Here is a 16,655-nt window from a genome sequence, read left to right as displayed (position 1 = left end):
GATGAAGGAGCGCGCGGTGGTGAAGGTTCTGCTCGCAGGCGAGTCCTGGGTGAGCGCGACGATCGATCACAAGGGGTATGACCCGTTCGCGCACACCCAGGTCGAGATCGGCTGTGCCCGCCTGCTCGAGGCGCTGACCGCGGAGGGCATCGATGTCACGCACCTGCGGTCCCACGACGTGGCGGAGTTCTTCCCGCAGACGATCGCGGAGCTGTCGGCGTACGACGTGGTGCTCCTGTCCGACGTCGGTTCGAACACCCTGCTGTTGCACCCGGACACCTTCCACGGCGGGCGACCGACCCCGAACCGGCTGAAGCTGCTGCGTGAGTGGGTGCACGGTGGGGGCGGCCTGATGATGGCCGGTGGCTACCTGAGCTTTCAAGGGTTCGAGGGCAAGGCCAGTTACCACCGTACGGCGGTCGAGGAGATCCTCCCGGTCGACATCGAGTCGACGGACGACCGGGTCGAGACGCCGGAGGGCATCACCCCCGAGCGGACCGATGCGGCGCACCCCTGCGTGAAGGGCCTGCCGCAGCGGTGGCCGATCCTGCTCGGCTACCAGCGCACCACGTTGAAGCCGGACAGCCGGCTGCTGGCCACGATCGAGGGCGAGGTCCTGCTCGCGACCCGGCGGGTGGGGGCCGGCCGTACCGTCGCCTTCACCTCCGATATCTCGCCGCACTGGGCGCCCGAGGAGTTCATGGCCTGGGACGGGTACGGACGGCTGTTCGCCCAGTGCCTGCGCTGGCTGGCGGCCGACACCACAGCACTGGTCGGCGGCCGACACGGCAACACCGAGAACGAGTAGAAGGCTGAGGACCATGACCACAACCCGCACCCCGGCACCGTCGGCGGTCAAGACGGTGTCGGCCACCGCGCTCACGGCGCTGACCGTGCTCGCCGGCATGCTCGGGCCGATGCAGTCCTACGTCAACGGACATCTCGGCCAGCAGCTGCACGACGGGCAGGCTGCCGCCCTGGTGTCGTTCGGCACCGGTCTGCTGTTGATGCTGATCGTCGTCCTCAGCCGCACCCACACTCGTGACGCGTTCGTCCAGCTGCCGGGTCAGCTGCGCCGCCGTGCCATACCCCTGTGGAACTTCTTCGCCGGTCTGTGCGGGGCGGTCATCGTCGTCTCCGAGGGTGTCACGGTCGGCGCCCTGGGAGTGGCGGTCTTCCAGACCTCGCTGATCTCCGGAATGGTCATCTCCGGGGTGCTCTGCGATCGGCTCGGCATCGGCGTGCCGTTCCGGCAGGCCGTGACCGCTCCGCGGCTGGCCGGCGCCGTCCTCGCGATCGCCGCCACGGTGCTGGTGGTCTCACCGGGCTGGTCCGCACCGCACACGGTGGCTCTCGCCGTGATGCCCCTGGTGGGCGGGCTGCTCGCCGGCTGGCAGCCGGCGGGAAACTCCGAGGTGGGCAACCTCGCCGGCTCGATGCTCGTGTCGATCACCTGGAACTTCCTGATCGGGTTCGTCGCCATCGGCGCGGTGTTCGTGGTCCGGATGGTCCTCAGCGGCGCGCACTTCGGGCTGCCGGACACGTGGTGGCTCTACCTCGGTGGCCCGCTCGGCCTGCTGTCGATCGCCGTGATGGCGCTGCTGGTCCGGGGCCTGGGTCTGTTGTTGCTCGGACTGGCGTCGACGGCGGGCCAGTTGATCGGGTCGATCGCGATCGAGCTGGGCCTGCCGTCCAACGGTCAATCGGTGCACCTGGTCACCATTCTCGGCGCAGCCGTCGCGCTGGTCGCCGCGGCGGTCGCGATGATCCCCGGCGGACGGGTCGGTGCGGCCGCCAAGACCGTGGGCGCCTCGCATGCCTGAGGTCCAGTCGGTGCTCGGTCCGGTCCCCGCGGGCGAGCTGGGCATCGTGCTCCCCCACGAGCACCTGTTCAACGACCTGTCCTCGTTGGCGGCCGCACCGGCGTATCCCAGCACCCGCGTGCTGGTCGACCAGCGGGTGGGTCCCCGCTGGCAGCACCTGCTGCGGCAGGACCCTTACTGCTGCCGCGACAACGTGCGGGCCAAGGAGCCCGAGCGGGTCGAGGGGGAGGTCGACGCCTTCCGTGCGGTCGGCGGGCGCACCGTGGTCGATGCCACCGGCAGCCCGGCGATCGGGCGCGACCCGGTCCGGCTGCGGCGCCTGGCCGAGGCGACGAGCACCCACATCGTGATGGGCACGGGCGCCTACCTGGAGACATTCGAGGGCACTCGGATCACTGCTCGGGCAGTCGACCAGCAGACCGAGTCCATCCTGGCCGATCTCGACCACGGCGTGGACGACACCGGTGTGCGGGCAGGGGTGATCGGCGAGGTGGGGGTGTCCCCGCTCTATACCCGAGCCGAGTCGGCATCGTTGCGCGCGGCCGCCATCGCACAGGTCGAGCGGCCCACCGTCGGACTCAACATCCACCTGCCCGGGTGGCAGCGTCGCGGGCACGAGGTGCTCGACCTGGTCCTGGCGGAGTGTGGCGTCGCACCGGGCAAGGTCGCGCTGGCCCACAGCGACCCGTCCGGCGCCGACCCGGCATACCAGCGATCGCTGCTCGACCGGGGCGTCCGGCTGGAGTTCGACATGATCGGTCTGGACATCACCTTCCCCGGAGAAGGCGCCGCACCGTCGGTGGTGCAGACCGCCGACGCCGTCACCGACCTGGTGCGAGACGGGTTCGGCTCGCAACTGCTGCTGTCCCACGACCTGTTCCTCAAACAGATGTGGATCGCCAACGGCGGCAACGGACTGGTGTTCGTGCCAACAATCTTCCGGGACCTGCTGCGCTCACGCGGCCTCGCCGAGGACATCCTGGACTCGCTGCTCGTCGCCAACCCCGCTGAGTGGCTCACCGGGGGCCCGAGCTGACATGGGCCGTGCCAACACGGTCGATCACTCCGTCACGGACCTGGACGTACTGGTCGTCGCCTCGCTGAATGTCGACCACATCGTGCACGCGCCACGGATCCCGGTGCCCGGAGAGACCCTGCTCGGCACGTCGACCGCCCGAGCGTGGGGCGGGAAGGGCGGCAACCAGGTGGTGGCAGCGGCGCGCCTCGGTGCCGTGGTCGGCGCGGTCGGCTGCGTCGGGGACGACGAGGACGGCGCGAACTACCTCGCCGCCCTCGTCCGCGAAGGGGTCGACGTGGATGCGGTGCTCCGGCACGCGGAAGCGCCCACGGGGCTCGCTGCGGTCACAGTGGACGACGAGGGCCGCAATTCCATCGTGGTTGTTCCCGGAGCGAACGCGAAGGTCCTGCCGGCCGACGCGGGCGCAGCGGTGAGTCGGGTGCGCGACCACGGCGTCGTCGTCGGGCAGTTGGAAGTCAACCCCGACGCGACGCGCGCCGCGTTCGCTGCCGCGCGCGCCCGGGGCATCCACACCATCCTCAACCCCGCGCCGGCGGCGGCCGCGGCCACGCAACTGAGCTCGCTATCCGATCTGGTCGTCCCCAACGAGGTCGAGTTCCATCAACTCACCGGCCGCGACCCGTTCGATCCAGCCGAACTGCGTCGCGGCGCCGATCGGCTGATCGAGGCCGGCGCAACGTGGATCGTGGTAACGCTCGGGCAGCACGGATGCGTCGTCCTGGATCGAGGTGCCCAGCACCGAGTGTCCGCGCAGCCCGCTCAGGCCGTGGACACCACTGCCGCCGGGGACTCCTTCATCGGCGCGATCGCGGCCACCATCGCCCGCACCCCCGTGCTGGCCACCGCCGATGTGGTCGCGGCCGCGCAGTTCTCAGCCCGAGCCGCGGCCATCACGGTCAGCAGGCGGGGAGCGCAACCGTCGCTGCCCCGGCGCGACGAACTCGAGGAGTCCACACGCTGATGCCTGCCGGCGCCCGCGGGGGGGTCCAGCGGCCCGGCCACATCGACCGAGTGGTGTCCGTAGGTCAGGTTGACCGGGACGGTGCCGTAATGGTGGCCCCGTCGCAGCGAGAACTCATCCACTCCCAGGACGTGCACGGGCCCGGCCGGCGGATCTGGGATCGCGCGGACCAGCCGCAGCAGCGTCGACCTGCTGACCGGGGTGCTCAGATCGTGGCATAGTCATGCACCGGCACGGCCTGCCAGTTCGAGCCCACCCCGCCAACGTGTGTGGGAATCGTCCCAGATTCTCCACCGAAGAGGGCTGCATGGGGGCGGGCGGGGCGACGTATTGTCTGGCACAGGCACTGGCGTACGCCGGATTGGGACTCACCGGCTGTGCTGCGGTCGGTAGATGAATGCCGTGGATAGGATCGAGGCGTGGTTGGGCGGAAGAAGGCTGAGAGTCATGCGCGGCGGAAGGTCGAGCGAGACTCACGCGTCGAGCTGGTCAACGCAACGCAGAGGCTGCTGTCGATGCGGCCACCGAGTGGTATCACCGGCAAACAGATCGCCCAGGACGCGCACGTTCAACCCGGATTGATCTATCACTACTTCGAGTCCAAAGAGGCGTTGTTCCTTGAGGCGATGGAGCAACTGACCACCAGCTACATCGCCGACCGCGCCGCCACGGTGGATTACAACGAGCGTCTTCCTCCCTTGACCTTTAATGGCCATGAGTTGTGGTGGCGTGCGGCAGCGAACTACTCGGCCGATGGTGGTGCGTCGTACACGTCGCTGGGTTGGACCTACCCGGTACTCAACCACGAGCTGGAGCAGATCCGGAAGCATCACCCGGAGGTTCCAGAGTTCGAGGCGAAGGCTCACATCATCCGCGAGGTCTGCTTGAATTTCGGGTGGATGTTCTTCAAGGACACGTTGCAGACGGGGATGGGCCTCGGCGATGAGCAGATGGCGGAGCTGGGCCGCCAGATTTCCACGTCGTGAGGTGGCCCAGCTCCGTGCCGTGCCTCGTTCAGGGTGTCGGTTCGAAGAGCGTGGCGATGCGCGCGGCTTCTCGCGGGGGATCGACCAGGATGAGCCCGGCGATGCCGCCGATCAGGATGAGCCCGCCGGAGACCAGCAGGGCGACGGTGTATCCGCCTGCGCCGACCCCTTCCACGATCCACCCGAACGCGGTCGGACAGATGACCCCGCTCAAGGTAATGACTCCGACGTAGATGCCCATGATGGCGCCGCGTTGCAGGACCGGGACGAATTCGGAGAGGAACACGGCACCGGTGGTGAAGGTGACTAGGCCCAACCCGAATCCGACACAGAGGGCGACGGTCTGTGCGAGACCGGCGGACATGGTCGCGCTGAGCATGATGAACAGCCCGGCAATGGTCACGCTGCCGGAAGCCATCACACCGCGGGCGATCCTGCTGCCCACACCACGCTTCATCAGGACGTGGGTGATCAGGGCCTGCAGCATCAGGAAGACGATCGCGGTCAAGGAGACCTCCATCACAATGGAGGCGGCGTGCTGGGCGGTGTAGCCCTCCGCGGTGCGCAGGTACGCCGGCAGCCACGCCGACACGATCGCGAGAGCCCAGTACGCGGCCAGCCCGAGGCAGACCGCACCGATGAAGGTTCGACTCAGCAGCAGATGCCGGTAGGAGACCCGCCCGGGGCCGTCGAAGATAGACCCGGAGAGGCTTGTCTTGGACTCGCCGCTGTACGGGCCGTCCTTGCCGATGAAGAACCAGATGCCCATCCAGGCCAGGCCGGCGGCACCGACGGCGAAGAACGCCCAGTGCCAACCATGCTCGCTGATCAGCCAGGTCAGCGCGGGCGCCGCGACCGCGATGCCTCCGAAGGCGCCCACGTTCTGCAACGCGATAGGGATGTTGCGTTCGTGATCGTGGAACCACTTGCCCGCGGCGTGGAACGACAGTCCCGCGGAGGGGCCTTCGGCCAGGCCCAGGATGATTCGGGAGAGCAGGATCATGCCGAATGCGGGGGCCAGCCAGATGGAGAACTGGGTCACGGACCAGACGGCCACCATGATGAACAGCAGCCACTTCACGCTGCGACGGTTGGCCAGGAACCCGGCGCCGACGGCCGAAAGGGAGAACAGGAAGTAGACGGCGCTGGCGAGCAGTCCGTACTGGCCGGGGCTGATGTGAAGGTCTTTCATGAGGGGCACGGCGACCAGCCCCAGGACGGCCTTGTCGCCCCAGTTGACCAGCGCGAGCGTGACGAGCATGACGGTGACCAGCCACGCGCGGGCGGGGGAGCGGTGCCCACGCTGGGGGGCCAGTGTGGTGTCCGATGTCTTGGCGTTGACGTTGATAGTCATAGTGTTCACCTAGTGTTCGGTGCCGGCCATCAGGCCAGGGCGGTCTGGGAGAGGGTTGTGGTGTTGGCGCGAGTGAGGTCGAACGCGTCGAGGTCGACCTGCTGGGTCATCGCCCAATACTCGAAGCTGGTCCAGGGCATGTTGGTGGTGACCCGGCCGGCTGCGTTGCGGTACCAGGTGCCTGCCGGGGTGACCGACCACACCATCTGGGACAGCCGGTCGTCGAGACTGCGGTTGTAGGTGTCGCAGGCCTGCTGGGTGACCTCTGCGACGGCCAGGTCCTCTTCGACCATGGTCTTGACGAGGTCGGCGATGTACCGGGACCAGTTCTCGGTCTGGGCGATGATGCTCCCGCCGCTGCCGATGTTGGTGTTCGGCCCGTACATGATGAAGAAGTTGGGAAAGCCCGGGACCGCGACGCCAAGGTAGGCGCGGGGGTCGTCGTCACCCCACGCATCCCGGATCGAGGCACCGTCACGGCCGTACAAGGAGAAGGAGGCCAGCATCTTCGAGGCCTCGAAGCCGGTTGCGAACACGGCGGCGTCGACCGGGTGGCGCACACCATCATCGTCGATGATGGCGTCGGACTCGAAGCGCAGGTTGTGTGAGCACGCCAGCGCGACGTTGTCGCGTCGCAGCATTCGGTACCAGCCGTTGTCCCGGAGCATCCGCTTGGAGAACGGGGGGTAGCCCGGCAGGACCTGGGGCAGCAGATCCTGCCGGTCGCCGAGCTCGTCGACGATGTATTGCGTCAGTTCCTCACGCATCTGGGCGTTCTCGGCGCTGATCGAGCCGTCTGTGGCGTCCCAGCTGGGGTCGACGACCTGGGCCGGCCGCATGGTGTCGTTCTGGGAGAGCAGGGTGCGAACCCGGAACCACCGCTCGTAGGCAGGCACATGTTCGAGCAGCCACTTCTCGCCGTCGGTGACATCCAGGGCGTAGTTGTTAACGCCAGCCATCCAGTGCGCGGTGCGCTGGAAGACGGTGAGGTGCTGCACCGTGGGGGCGATGGCCGGCCCGATCTGGTTGCCGCTGGCACCCGTGCCGATCAGGGCGACCCGCTTGTCATCCAGGGACACCGAGTGGTCCCACTCGGCGGCATGAAACGCTGGGCCGCCGAAGTCCGCGAGTCCAGGGAAGCTGGGGATGCTCGGCCGGTCCAGCAGCCCCACGGCGCTGATCACAACATTCGCACGGACGTGTCGAACCTCGCCGTCGGAGGTGCGGGTGGTGACCCGCCATACCTGGTGCTGGCCCTGCCAGGAGGCATCCAGGACTTCGGTGTTGTAGCTGATGCGGTCATTGAGCCCTTCCTCGGTCACGCAGTCGCGCAGGTAGGACAGGATCTCTGGCTGCTTGGCGTAGTAGCGGCTCCATCGGGGGTTGCGCGCGAAGGAGTAGGAGAAGTAGTGACTGGCGATGTCGACGCCGCAGCCGGGGTAGGTGTTGTGGTGCCAGGTGCCGCCGCTGGCATCGCTCTTCTCGATGACCTCGACGTCGATGCCGAGGCGGTGGAAGCGGCGCGCGGCGGCGATGCCGGACAACCCGGCCCCGATGACCACGACCTTGAACGCGGCGGCCCGGGCTGGACGCTCGGCCGTCCAGGTGACCTCGCCGGCCTCGGTCAGGCCCATCTCCTTGTGCAGCATGGGGTGCTCGGCGGGAGGGATGGGTGATCCGATCGCGTGGTCGATGAGCGCGTCGACCAGTGGGGTGTCCGGTTCCGCGTCGGGGTCGGCGGTCAGGAGCACTGTGGCCAGCTGGCCACGGATCTGCTGGGCGATGTCTGGTGGGAAGCGGTGCTCCCATGGTGACGCGCCGGTGATGTACGACGACCAGCGTCGTGCTGGCGATAGGTCACCGGTCAGCTCGCACAGGGTGAGTAGCTGCGAGGGGACCTCGCCCTGTTCGAGGAGGGCGAGCAGCTGGTCGCGCTCGAGCCTGATGGGGTTTCGGGTGTTCATGGTGTTCTCCGGTCTTGGAAGGGGACTCGGTGGGTTAGTCAGTGGGGGTCTGGATGGTGCGATCCAGGCGGTCGCGTAGCCAGGTTCGAAGGACGTGGTGCTTGTCGCCCGGGTACCGGTTGAGGACGTGCTCACCTCCCTCAAAGAGGGTCATGCGTTTGTCGTTGGCCGGGACTGCCTCCAGGAGGCGGATGCCGTCCTCGACCGGGACCAGGGGGTCCGCGTCACCTTGGAGAAGAAGGAATGGGCAGGTCAGTTGGATGCGGTCGTCGGTCAGTTCCATCGACTCGAAGACGGTGCGGGTCTGGTCCGTGGTCGCGGCGTCGCCGCAGAACGACGCCAGTTTCCGTGCGTAGCTGCGCCGTGCGAGCTGTGCCGCCATGGACCTGACCGGTCCGTTACTGCATACGGCGGCGAATACCGGGTACCGGGCGGCGATCAGCATGACCAGCCCGGCGGCCATGCTGTTTCCGACGGCGGCCACCGGCATGCCCGCTGCTCGTTCCACCAGGAAGTCGCAGACCTGTTCGTAGTCGTCCAACCAGGTGGGGGTGAGGAAGTGCCGGTGCGTGAACCGGGTTTCGCCCTGGCCCGGGCCGTCGATGACCACGGCGGTCATGTCTTCCTCGACGAGGGTGAGTGCCAGACCTTCCCAGTCCATCGACCAGCCGTCGACACCGCCGTGCACGAGCACAACCGGGTGCGGTCGGTCGGTACCGGGTGTGATGACCCAGGCGGCGACGGGGCCTCCCACGGTGTTGATGACGACGTGCTCGTAGCGCTCGTCGTGCGCTCGTGCCCGGGCGAAGTTGGCGGCCGCGGTGGCGTAGTCGGCGGCGCGGGCCGGGGTGTTGTCCAGGTCCATCACCCGGCTGACCCGCTGCAGCGCCGACACGCGCGCCAGCAGGTCGGCACGAGAGTGCAGTGTGCACGGCAGTTCTGAGTCTTCAGTCCGCAGCAGGTGCTGGTCGGCCAGTGCGAGAGCTGATCGCTGCCACGACCGTCCGAGCGCGGTGAGCTCCATCAGCCGCAGTGCGTCGCCGGCCTCGATGCCGTAGGCGAGCAGGCGGTGAAGGGTGAACTGTCGCAGCGCGGCCCGAGTGGCGGTATCGCTGCTCGATCCGGTGTGCCGGTCGTCGGGGAAGTCGACGCGCTCGATGATCAGGGACGTGGTCGATGTCAAGAGGTCCTCCAAAGGGCATGGTGGGCGTGCTCGATCGTCACGGCACCGTTCGGGTCCGTGCGTTCTGCGGTGGTTTGTGTTACTTGATGGTCAGGTTCCGTTGGTGGCGGCCGTCATGGCGTCGGAGATGATGCGAAGCCCGGCATGCCCGAGCACGCCACCATCGACGGGGATGTCGACACCGGTGATCCACGCGGCTGCATCCGAGATCAGGAAGGTGGCCACGGGCGCCACATCCCCGGGGGTCCCCACCCGCCCGAGAGGGATCAGGCTCAGGTGGGCGTCGATGAAGTGCTGTGGGGTCTGGTTCTGCATCGGGGTGTGGATGTAGCCGGGCAGGATGCTGTTCACCCGGATCCTGCGGGGGCCAAGTTCCATGCTGGCGATCCGGGAGAGGCCACGCAGCGCCCACTTGCTGACTCCGTATCCCGCCGCCAGGTGGGCCCCCGCCCCGGCAATCGAGCTGATGTTGACGATCGAGCCACCGTCGGTCATCAGCCGGGACATGCTCTGTATTCCCAGCAGCGGCCCGGTCGTGTTGACCTCAAGCAGCCTGTTCCAGTCGTCCAGTGAGATGTCCTCAAGACGTCCGGCACGTCCGCGGGAACCCACGATGCCGGCGTTGTTGATCAGGCCGAACACTGAGCCGTACGTGTTCTTCAGCTCGTCCGCCAGATCCGCCCAGTCGGTAGGCGAGGTGACATCAAGATGCCGGTACGTCGCCGCGCCGGGCAGGTCGCCCTCGGGCTCGATGACATCGGCCACGACGACCGTGGCCCCGGCCGCTGCCAGATGCTCGGTCTCCTCACGGCCCTGGCCGCGAGCACCTCCGGTGACGATGACAACCCGTTCTTCAAGTCCGCTCATTACTTGACCCGCCTTGGTGAGTTTGTTCGATCTTGCTGCCGCCCGGAGGTATCCGTTACCCGGGGCGAGACCAGCCACAAATCCGTTCGGTGTGATCTGAATCACCCGAGAATAACCATTGACTGAGTTCTCAGTCAATGGTTACGCGGTGACTGGTGCGGAACCTCCGCGTAGCGCGGTGTGTCGTCAACCTGACTGGGTTGTCCAGGCCCACGCCTGACAGACGGGTTACGCAATCGATGAGTCAGGCACGGCGGTGGCTGAGCGTTGACGGGGCGCGGGGGCGACGCAAGCATGCTCGAGGCTCTACAGCATCATCGCCACAGATCGGATTGCCGCCGCGGGGTTCGCGGTCCCAGGTCCTGCGGTGTCCGGGCCGATCCGTGCACGGGTTCGAACCTGCTTGGTGCGCCTCCATTGAGATTGAGGTTGGCGTTTGCTGCTGTGCCCAGCCCCCTTGGGTGCTGGCGTCGAGGTCGGACAGGATGTCGCCGAGCAGGGTGTTCATGACGATCACGCCGTACCGTAGCCATCGAGGGCCACTGACTCGGATAGTGAACTCACGGTGTGTGACCGGGCCATCTGCGACAGCACCGGAACTCCGGCCGTTGTCCTGCTGCTCATCGCCGCGAGCCCAACGACGCCACCCGGCAAGCGCGAGTCAGCCTGGGTAGCGAAGCTCGCCGCCCGACTGACCCCGCTGCTGGTATGAGCCGAGTGAGAACTGGAGGATGCGAATGTCGGCCCGACCGATCACCCGTGACGACCGAAGTACCAAGCACAACGCCCGGGTAGCACGGCCACTGGTGGCCGACTCCTGGGTGCGGTCCGCCGCCGCCGGCGTACGCGTCGAGGACCAGGCTGCCCCGATCACCATGGCCGCGGACGCCCTTCGCGACTACCGCGAAGCGCATCCACTGGCCCGCGTGTTCCCGCTGCTCGAGGACGTCCTCGGACAGGCCGTGCGCGACAGCGACTCGATCCTGGCGGTCTCCGACGAGCACGGCCAGCTCCTATGGGTCTGCGGTGACAGCTCGGCCCTGCGGCGAAGCGAACGCATCGGGTTCGTCGAGGGCAGCAGCTGGGATGAGCGCCTCGCCGGCACGAACGCCCCCGGCACCGCGCTCCACCTCGACCGCCCGGTGGAGGTCGTCGGCGCCGAGCACTACCGCGCATCCGTGCAGCCCTGGAACTGCATGGCCGCACCCATCCACGACCTACGGACCGGGGCGCTGCTCGGAGTGCTCGACGTCACCGGCGGCACCTCGATTGTGATGCCGCAGACCATGGCGATGGTGCGCACCGCGGCGCGCCTGGCCGAGGCCGATCTTGACGGGGACCCACGGCGGGAGGGCGGATCGGCGCCCGCCGGACGATCTGTGGCCGGTGCAACAGCACACCTTCGCATCGACGCGCTCGGCCGCGATGAGGCCCTGGTGACCACCACATCGGCCCGCGGACGCGGTCCGCAGCTGCGACTGAGTCGCCGCCACAGCGAGCTGCTCGTCCTGCTGGCCGACGCGCCCCACGGCCAACGCGGCGACGAGCTGGAGGCAAGGCTGTACCAGCACCCGGCCAAGGACTCCACCATCCGGTCCGAGCTCAAACGGCTCCGTGACCTGCTCGGCACCGACGTGCTGGCCTCACGTCCCTACCGGTTGCACAGTGACATCCAGGCCGACTGGATGGCCATCGAGGGGATGGCTGCCAGTGGCGATGTGCGTGGCGCCGCCCGCGCCTACCGCGGCCCCGTGCTGCCCCGCTCCGACGCACCCGGAGTGGTCGCCATCCGGGATCGCGTCCACCACGGCCTTCGGGAGAGTATCGCCTCCAGCACGAGCCCCGACGTGATGTCCACCTGGACACGGTCGTCCTGGGGCTCGGACGACCTCGACATGTGGCACCGCCTCGAGGGCGCGCTGCCGACCGACTCCCCGCTGCATGCCATGGTGCGCGGCCAGCTCGCCCGGATCGACCACGCGCTGAGCTGAACAACTCACCCCCTGCGTCTGTGCAACGGCGATGCAACGTTGCTGTGCGTAGCGTCACATCCGCCCACCACAACGGCGGGCAATTCCGCAGCAAAGTGTTGGGAGACGCATAGATGACTGTCTACGAGCGACCAGGATCCTCCGGCTCACGCATCACCGTTGACGACACGTACGGGCACTTCATCGGCGGCGAGTGGGTCGCCCCGGTCAAGGGCGAGTACTCCGAGGATGTGGCACCGCAGACCGGTGAGGTATTCACCCGAATCGGCCGCGGAACCGCCGAGGATGTCGACGCCGCACTGGATGCCGCGCACAACGCCGCCGACGCATGGGGCGCCACTTCACCGGCCGAGCGGGCCGGTGTGCTGCTGAAGGTCGCCGACCGCATCGAGGAGAACCTCGAGGACCTCGCGGTGATCGAGTCGTGGGACAACGGCAAGGCCGTGCGCGAGACGCTGGCCGCCGATCTACCGCTGGCCGTCGACCACTTCCGCTACTTCGCCGGTGCCCTGCGGGCCCAGGAGGGCGGCATCTCCCAGATCGACGAGCAGACGGTGGCCTACCACTTCCACGAGCCGCTCGGCGTCGTCGGGCAGATCATCCCGTGGAACTTCCCACTGCTGATGGCGACGTGGAAGCTGGCACCGGCTCTGGCTGCCGGCAACGCGGTCGTGCTCAAGCCGGCGGAGCAGACCCCGTGGTCGATCCTCAAGCTGATGGAGATCGTCGGCGACCTGCTCCCGGGCGGAGTCCTTAACATAGTCAATGGGTTTGGCGCCGAGGCCGGCAAGCCGCTGGCGTCGTCCCCGCGGATCGCGAAGGTGGCGTTCACCGGAGAGACCACGACCGGGCGACTGATCATGCAGTACGCGACCCAGAACATCATCCCGGTCACCCTGGAGCTGGGCGGCAAGTCACCCAACATCTTCTTCGAAGATGTCGCAAGTGCGCAGGACGCGTTCTATGACAAGGCGCAAGAGGGCCTGGCCATGTTCGCCCTGAACCAGGGAGAGGTCTGCACCTGCCCCTCCCGTGCCCTGGTGCAGTCCTCGATCTACAGCGACTTCATGGCGGATGCGGTCAAGCGCGTTGAGCAGATCAAGATGGGCAACCCACTGGACACGCAGACCACCATGGGTGCGCAGGCCAGCAACGACCAGCTGGAGAAGATCAAGTCCTACCTCGACATCGGCAAGCAGGAGGGCGCGAAGGTCCTCACCGGCGGCGAGCAGGCCCACCTGGACGGCGATCTCGCCGGCGGCTACTACGTGCAGCCGACGATCTTCGAGGGCGACAACTCGATGCGGATCTTCCAGGAGGAGATCTTCGGACCGGTCCTCGCAGCAACGCACTTCGACGACGAGGCCGACGCGCTCAAGACCGCGAACGACACGCTCTACGGCCTCGGTGCCGGGGTCTGGTCCCGGGATGGCGCACGGGCCTACCGGATGGGCCGGGGGATCAAGGCCGGGCGCGTCTGGACCAACTGCTACCACGCCTACCCCGCGCACGCGGCATTCGGCGGGTACAAGCAGTCCGGCATCGGCCGTGAGAACCACAAGATGATGCTCGACCACTACCAGCAGACGAAGAACCTCCTGGTGTCCTACTCCGACACCGCGCAGGGCTTCTTCTGATCCTCATGAGCGCCCCGACACCGACCGAACCCTACGTGGAACGGGTGGCCGTCTCCGCCGAGGCGGCGGACATGCTCCGCCGCCTCGGCAAGCGCCACGGCCCGCTGATGTTTCACCAGTCCGGCGGATGCTGCGACGGCAGCTCCCCGATGTGCTACCCGAAGGGTGACTTCCTCACCGGCGACGCCGACATCAAGCTCGAAGACCTCCGTGTCGACGAGGTCGACGAGCCCATCGAGTTCTGGATGTCACTGGCCCAGTACGAGTACTGGAAGCACACCCACCTGACGGTCGACCTGGTCCCTGGCCGCGGTAGCGGCTTCTCACTCGAGGCACCCGAGGGATACCGCTTCCTGACCCGCTCACGCATGCTCACCGAGGACGAACTGCGCAACCTTGGACTGTGCTGACGAGCCCGTCACCCCGACCCAGACCGTCAACCCGCCACGCCTCCGACGCCCCACTACACGCTGACGTCGAATGGCAAGGGTGCGGAGCCTCCGTGGAACTTCGAGTTCCCACGAAACGTGCGAAGGAAAGATCGATGACCCAAGAAGCCCTGTCGAACCTGCTGCACGAGACCCGCCGTTTCGACCCGCCCGAGGACCTCGCGGCATCGGCGAACGTCACGGCCGACGCCTACGAGCAGGCGGAGGCGGACAACGCCGGCTTCTGGGCCGAGCAGGCGAAACGGATCAGCTGGGCGGAACCCTTCGACGAGGTGCTCGACTGGAGCAGGCCGCCTTTCGCCAAGTGGTTCGTCGGCGGCCGGCTGAACGCTGCCTACAACTGTGTCGACCGGCACGTCGAGGCAGGCAGCGGTGCCCGGGTCGCCTACCACTGGGAGGGTGAGCCCGGTGACACCCGAACCATCACGTATGCCGACCTGTTGGACGAGGTCTGCAAGGCGGCCAATGCGCTGATCGAGCTCGGGGTGAAGACGGGCGATCGCGTCGCGATCTACCTGCCGATGCTTCCCGAGACCGTGATCGCGATGCTGGCGTGCGCCCGGCTGGGCGCACCCCACACCGTGGTGTTCGGAGGGTTCTCGTCGTCAGCGCTGCGGGACCGCATCATCGACTGCGAGGCGCACATCGTCATCACGGCCGACGGAGGCTACCGCAAGGGCTCCATCGGGCCGCTCAAGCCCGCGGTCGACGAGGCGCTGAAGGAGTGCCCGGACGTGCGCAACGTCCTGGTCGTCCGGCGCACCAAGCAGGACGTCGATTGGACCGACGGCCGTGACCTGTGGTGGCACGAGTTCGTCGACAAGCAGTCCACCGAGCACACCCCGGAGGCCTTCGACGCGGAGCACCCGCTCTACGTCATGTACACCTCCGGGACCACCGGCACGCCGAAGGGCATCCTGCACACCACCGGTGGCTACCTGGTGGGCTGCGCGTACACGCAGTGGGCGGTCTTCGACCTCAAACCGGACACGGACGTCTACTGGACCGCGGCCGACATCGGCTGGGTGACCGGTCATTCCTACATCGTCTACGGTCCGCTGGCCAACGGCACGACCTCGATCATGTACGAGGGCACACCGGACACCCCGCATCCGGGCCGCTGGTGGGAGATCATCGAGAAGTACCAGGCGACGATCCTCTACTGCGCCCCCACCGCGATCCGCACGTTCATGAAGCTCGGCGAACAGATCCCCGCGAAGAACGACCTCAGCTCGTTGCGGATCATCGGTTCGGTGGGTGAGCCGATCAACCCCGAGGCGTACGTCTGGTACCGCAAGACCATCGGCGGTGACAGGTGCCCGGTGGTGGACACCTGGTGGCAGACCGAGACCGGAATGATCATGATCAGCCCGCTTCCCGGTGCGACCCAGGGAAAGCCGGGTTCGGCGATGACTCCGCTGCCCGGGGTCGGCGCCGATGTCGTGGACGAGTCGGGCACGTCGGTCCCGAACGGCTCGGGCGGCTACCTCGTGCTCACCAAACCGTGGCCTGCCATGCTGCGGACCATCTGGGGTGATGACCAGCGGTTCATCGACACCTACTGGTCCCGCCACGAGGGCCTCTACTTCGCCGGCGACGGCGCCAAGAAGGACGAGGACGGCGACATCTGGGTGCTGGGTCGCGTCGACGACGTGATGAACGTGTCCGGCCACCGGCTGTCGACCACCGAGATCGAGTCGGCGCTCGTCTCCCACCCGAAGGTTGCCGAGGCGGCAGTGGTCGGGTCCAGCGACCCGACAACGGGTCAGGCGGTGGTGGCGTTCGTCATCCTGCGCGAGAGCGCGCACGGTGGCGGCGACCATGTGGTGCAGGAGCTGCGCAACCACGTGGCGACCCAGATCGGACCGATCGCCAAGCCGCGCAGCATCCTCGTGGTCGCCGAGCTACCGAAGACCAGGTCGGGCAAGATCATGCGGCGGCTGCTGCGCGACGTCGCCGAGCACCGCGACGTCGGTGACGTCACGACCCTCGCGGACTCCGACGTCATGGGAACGATCGAGCGGGGTATGAGCGACTGATGTCGAGCACATACGTGACCTTCGCACCCGAGCGAAGTCCAGCACGAAAGTAGAGGGGACGTTCGGCGTCTTGCTACGGGCGATGCCACAACGGGGCGCCTGAGGAGACTGCGTGCTAGTGCGAGAAGCAGCATGGGTGGCCCGGAGGGCCCGCGCCAAGAAGGCGCTGCCCTCCCAGCGGTCCAAAGCAAGGTCGCCTCCGGATGGGCTCCTCGCCCGCGGCTTCTCGAACCGTAATGCGGCTCTTCGTACGTGTGGTGGGGGCGTTAGCGACACGCCAGTGATCGTGGATGCGGTGAGGTAGGGGTCGAGGTCCTCAGGATCGGAAGCGACCAAGCTCACCGATCACCAAGGACCTCGAC

Annotated in this window: 15 protein-coding genes; 11 read left to right on the top strand and 4 right to left on the bottom strand. The window is 67.5% G+C overall.

Annotated features, from left to right (window positions below; translation table 11 throughout):
- The first annotated feature begins 1 nt into the window (after position 1).
- The 6 genes from FGL98_RS22155 to FGL98_RS22130 all read left to right on the top strand — a co-directional run bounded on the left by FGL98_RS22155 (position 2) and on the right by FGL98_RS22130 (position 4,809).
- Positions 2–808, top strand: a complete 807-nt coding sequence (locus tag FGL98_RS22155; RefSeq protein ID WP_222432343.1) for a glutamine amidotransferase — start codon at positions 2–4, stop codon at positions 806–808.
- 13 nt (positions 809–821) lie between these two features.
- Complete coding sequence (locus tag FGL98_RS22150; protein ID WP_146320607.1) at positions 822–1,823, top strand: DMT family transporter; 1,002 nt, start codon at positions 822–824, stop codon at positions 1,821–1,823.
- Positions 1,816–2,859: a phosphotriesterase family protein gene (locus tag FGL98_RS22145; RefSeq protein ID WP_146320605.1), complete on the top strand. Its 1,044-nt coding sequence runs from the start codon at positions 1,816–1,818 to the stop codon at positions 2,857–2,859. The genes FGL98_RS22150 and FGL98_RS22145 overlap by 8 nt, the downstream gene beginning before the upstream one ends.
- A 1-nt stretch (position 2,860) precedes the next feature.
- A complete protein-coding gene (locus FGL98_RS22140; protein WP_146320603.1) occupies positions 2,861–3,823 on the top strand; it encodes a ribokinase in 963 nt (320 codons plus the stop codon).
- Positions 3,823–4,044 (top strand): hypothetical protein, encoded by a 222-nt coding sequence (locus tag FGL98_RS25955; RefSeq protein ID WP_146320601.1) that lies wholly within the window; start codon positions 3,823–3,825, stop codon positions 4,042–4,044. Before FGL98_RS22140 ends, FGL98_RS25955 begins: the two co-directional genes overlap by 1 nt.
- Before the next feature lie 198 nt (positions 4,045–4,242).
- Positions 4,243–4,809, top strand: a complete 567-nt coding sequence (locus FGL98_RS22130; protein WP_146320599.1) for a TetR/AcrR family transcriptional regulator — start codon at positions 4,243–4,245, stop codon at positions 4,807–4,809.
- A 28-nt stretch (positions 4,810–4,837) separates the two neighbouring features.
- On the opposite strand, the gene FGL98_RS22125 is transcribed toward FGL98_RS22130, so the two are convergent.
- The 4 genes from FGL98_RS22125 to FGL98_RS22110 form a co-directional block, all read right to left on the bottom strand.
- Positions 4,838–6,163 carry an MFS transporter gene (locus tag FGL98_RS22125; protein ID WP_146320597.1) on the bottom strand — a complete coding sequence of 442 codons (1,326 nt, stop codon included), beginning with the start codon at positions 6,161–6,163 and terminating at the stop codon, positions 4,838–4,840.
- 29 nt (positions 6,164–6,192) lie between these two features.
- Positions 6,193–8,127 (bottom strand): flavin-containing monooxygenase, encoded by a 1,935-nt coding sequence (locus FGL98_RS22120; protein WP_146320595.1) that lies wholly within the window; start codon positions 8,125–8,127, stop codon positions 6,193–6,195.
- Positions 8,128–8,161: 34 nt separating this feature from the next.
- Positions 8,162–9,310 (bottom strand): alpha/beta hydrolase family protein, encoded by a 1,149-nt coding sequence (locus tag FGL98_RS22115; RefSeq protein WP_146320592.1) that lies wholly within the window; start codon positions 9,308–9,310, stop codon positions 8,162–8,164.
- Positions 9,311–9,400: 90 nt separating this feature from the next.
- Positions 9,401–10,177 (bottom strand): SDR family NAD(P)-dependent oxidoreductase, encoded by a 777-nt coding sequence (locus FGL98_RS22110; RefSeq protein WP_146320590.1) that lies wholly within the window; start codon positions 10,175–10,177, stop codon positions 9,401–9,403.
- A 565-nt stretch (positions 10,178–10,742) separates the two neighbouring features.
- On the opposite strand from FGL98_RS22110, the gene FGL98_RS25575 reads away from it, so the two are divergent.
- The 5 genes from FGL98_RS25575 (at position 10,743) to acs (ending at position 16,293) form a co-directional block, all read left to right on the top strand.
- A complete protein-coding gene (locus tag FGL98_RS25575) occupies positions 10,743–10,889 on the top strand; it encodes a hypothetical protein (protein WP_186526318.1) in 147 nt (48 codons plus the stop codon).
- Positions 10,890–10,914: 25 nt separating this feature from the next.
- Positions 10,915–12,168: a GAF domain-containing protein gene (locus FGL98_RS22105; protein ID WP_146320588.1), complete on the top strand. Its 1,254-nt coding sequence runs from the start codon at positions 10,915–10,917 to the stop codon at positions 12,166–12,168.
- Positions 12,169–12,281: 113 nt separating this feature from the next.
- Complete coding sequence (gene exaC, locus FGL98_RS22100) at positions 12,282–13,805, top strand: acetaldehyde dehydrogenase ExaC (RefSeq protein WP_146320586.1); 1,524 nt, start codon at positions 12,282–12,284, stop codon at positions 13,803–13,805.
- A 5-nt stretch (positions 13,806–13,810) separates the two neighbouring features.
- On the top strand, positions 13,811–14,215 hold the full coding sequence (locus FGL98_RS22095; protein ID WP_146320584.1) for a DUF779 domain-containing protein: 405 nt from the start codon (positions 13,811–13,813) through the stop codon (positions 14,213–14,215).
- Positions 14,216–14,349: 134 nt separating this feature from the next.
- Entirely contained in the window at positions 14,350–16,293 is a 1,944-nt protein-coding gene (gene acs / locus FGL98_RS22090) for an acetate--CoA ligase (RefSeq protein WP_146320582.1), read from the top strand.
- The last annotated feature ends 362 nt before the right edge of the window (positions 16,294–16,655 follow it).

Source organism: Leekyejoonella antrihumi (assembly GCF_007845645.1).
Lineage (GTDB): Bacteria > Actinomycetota > Actinomycetes > Actinomycetales > Dermatophilaceae > Leekyejoonella > Leekyejoonella antrihumi.
The sequence above is the reverse complement of the archived record's forward strand: the minus strand, read 5'-3'. Positions and strand labels throughout refer to the sequence as shown.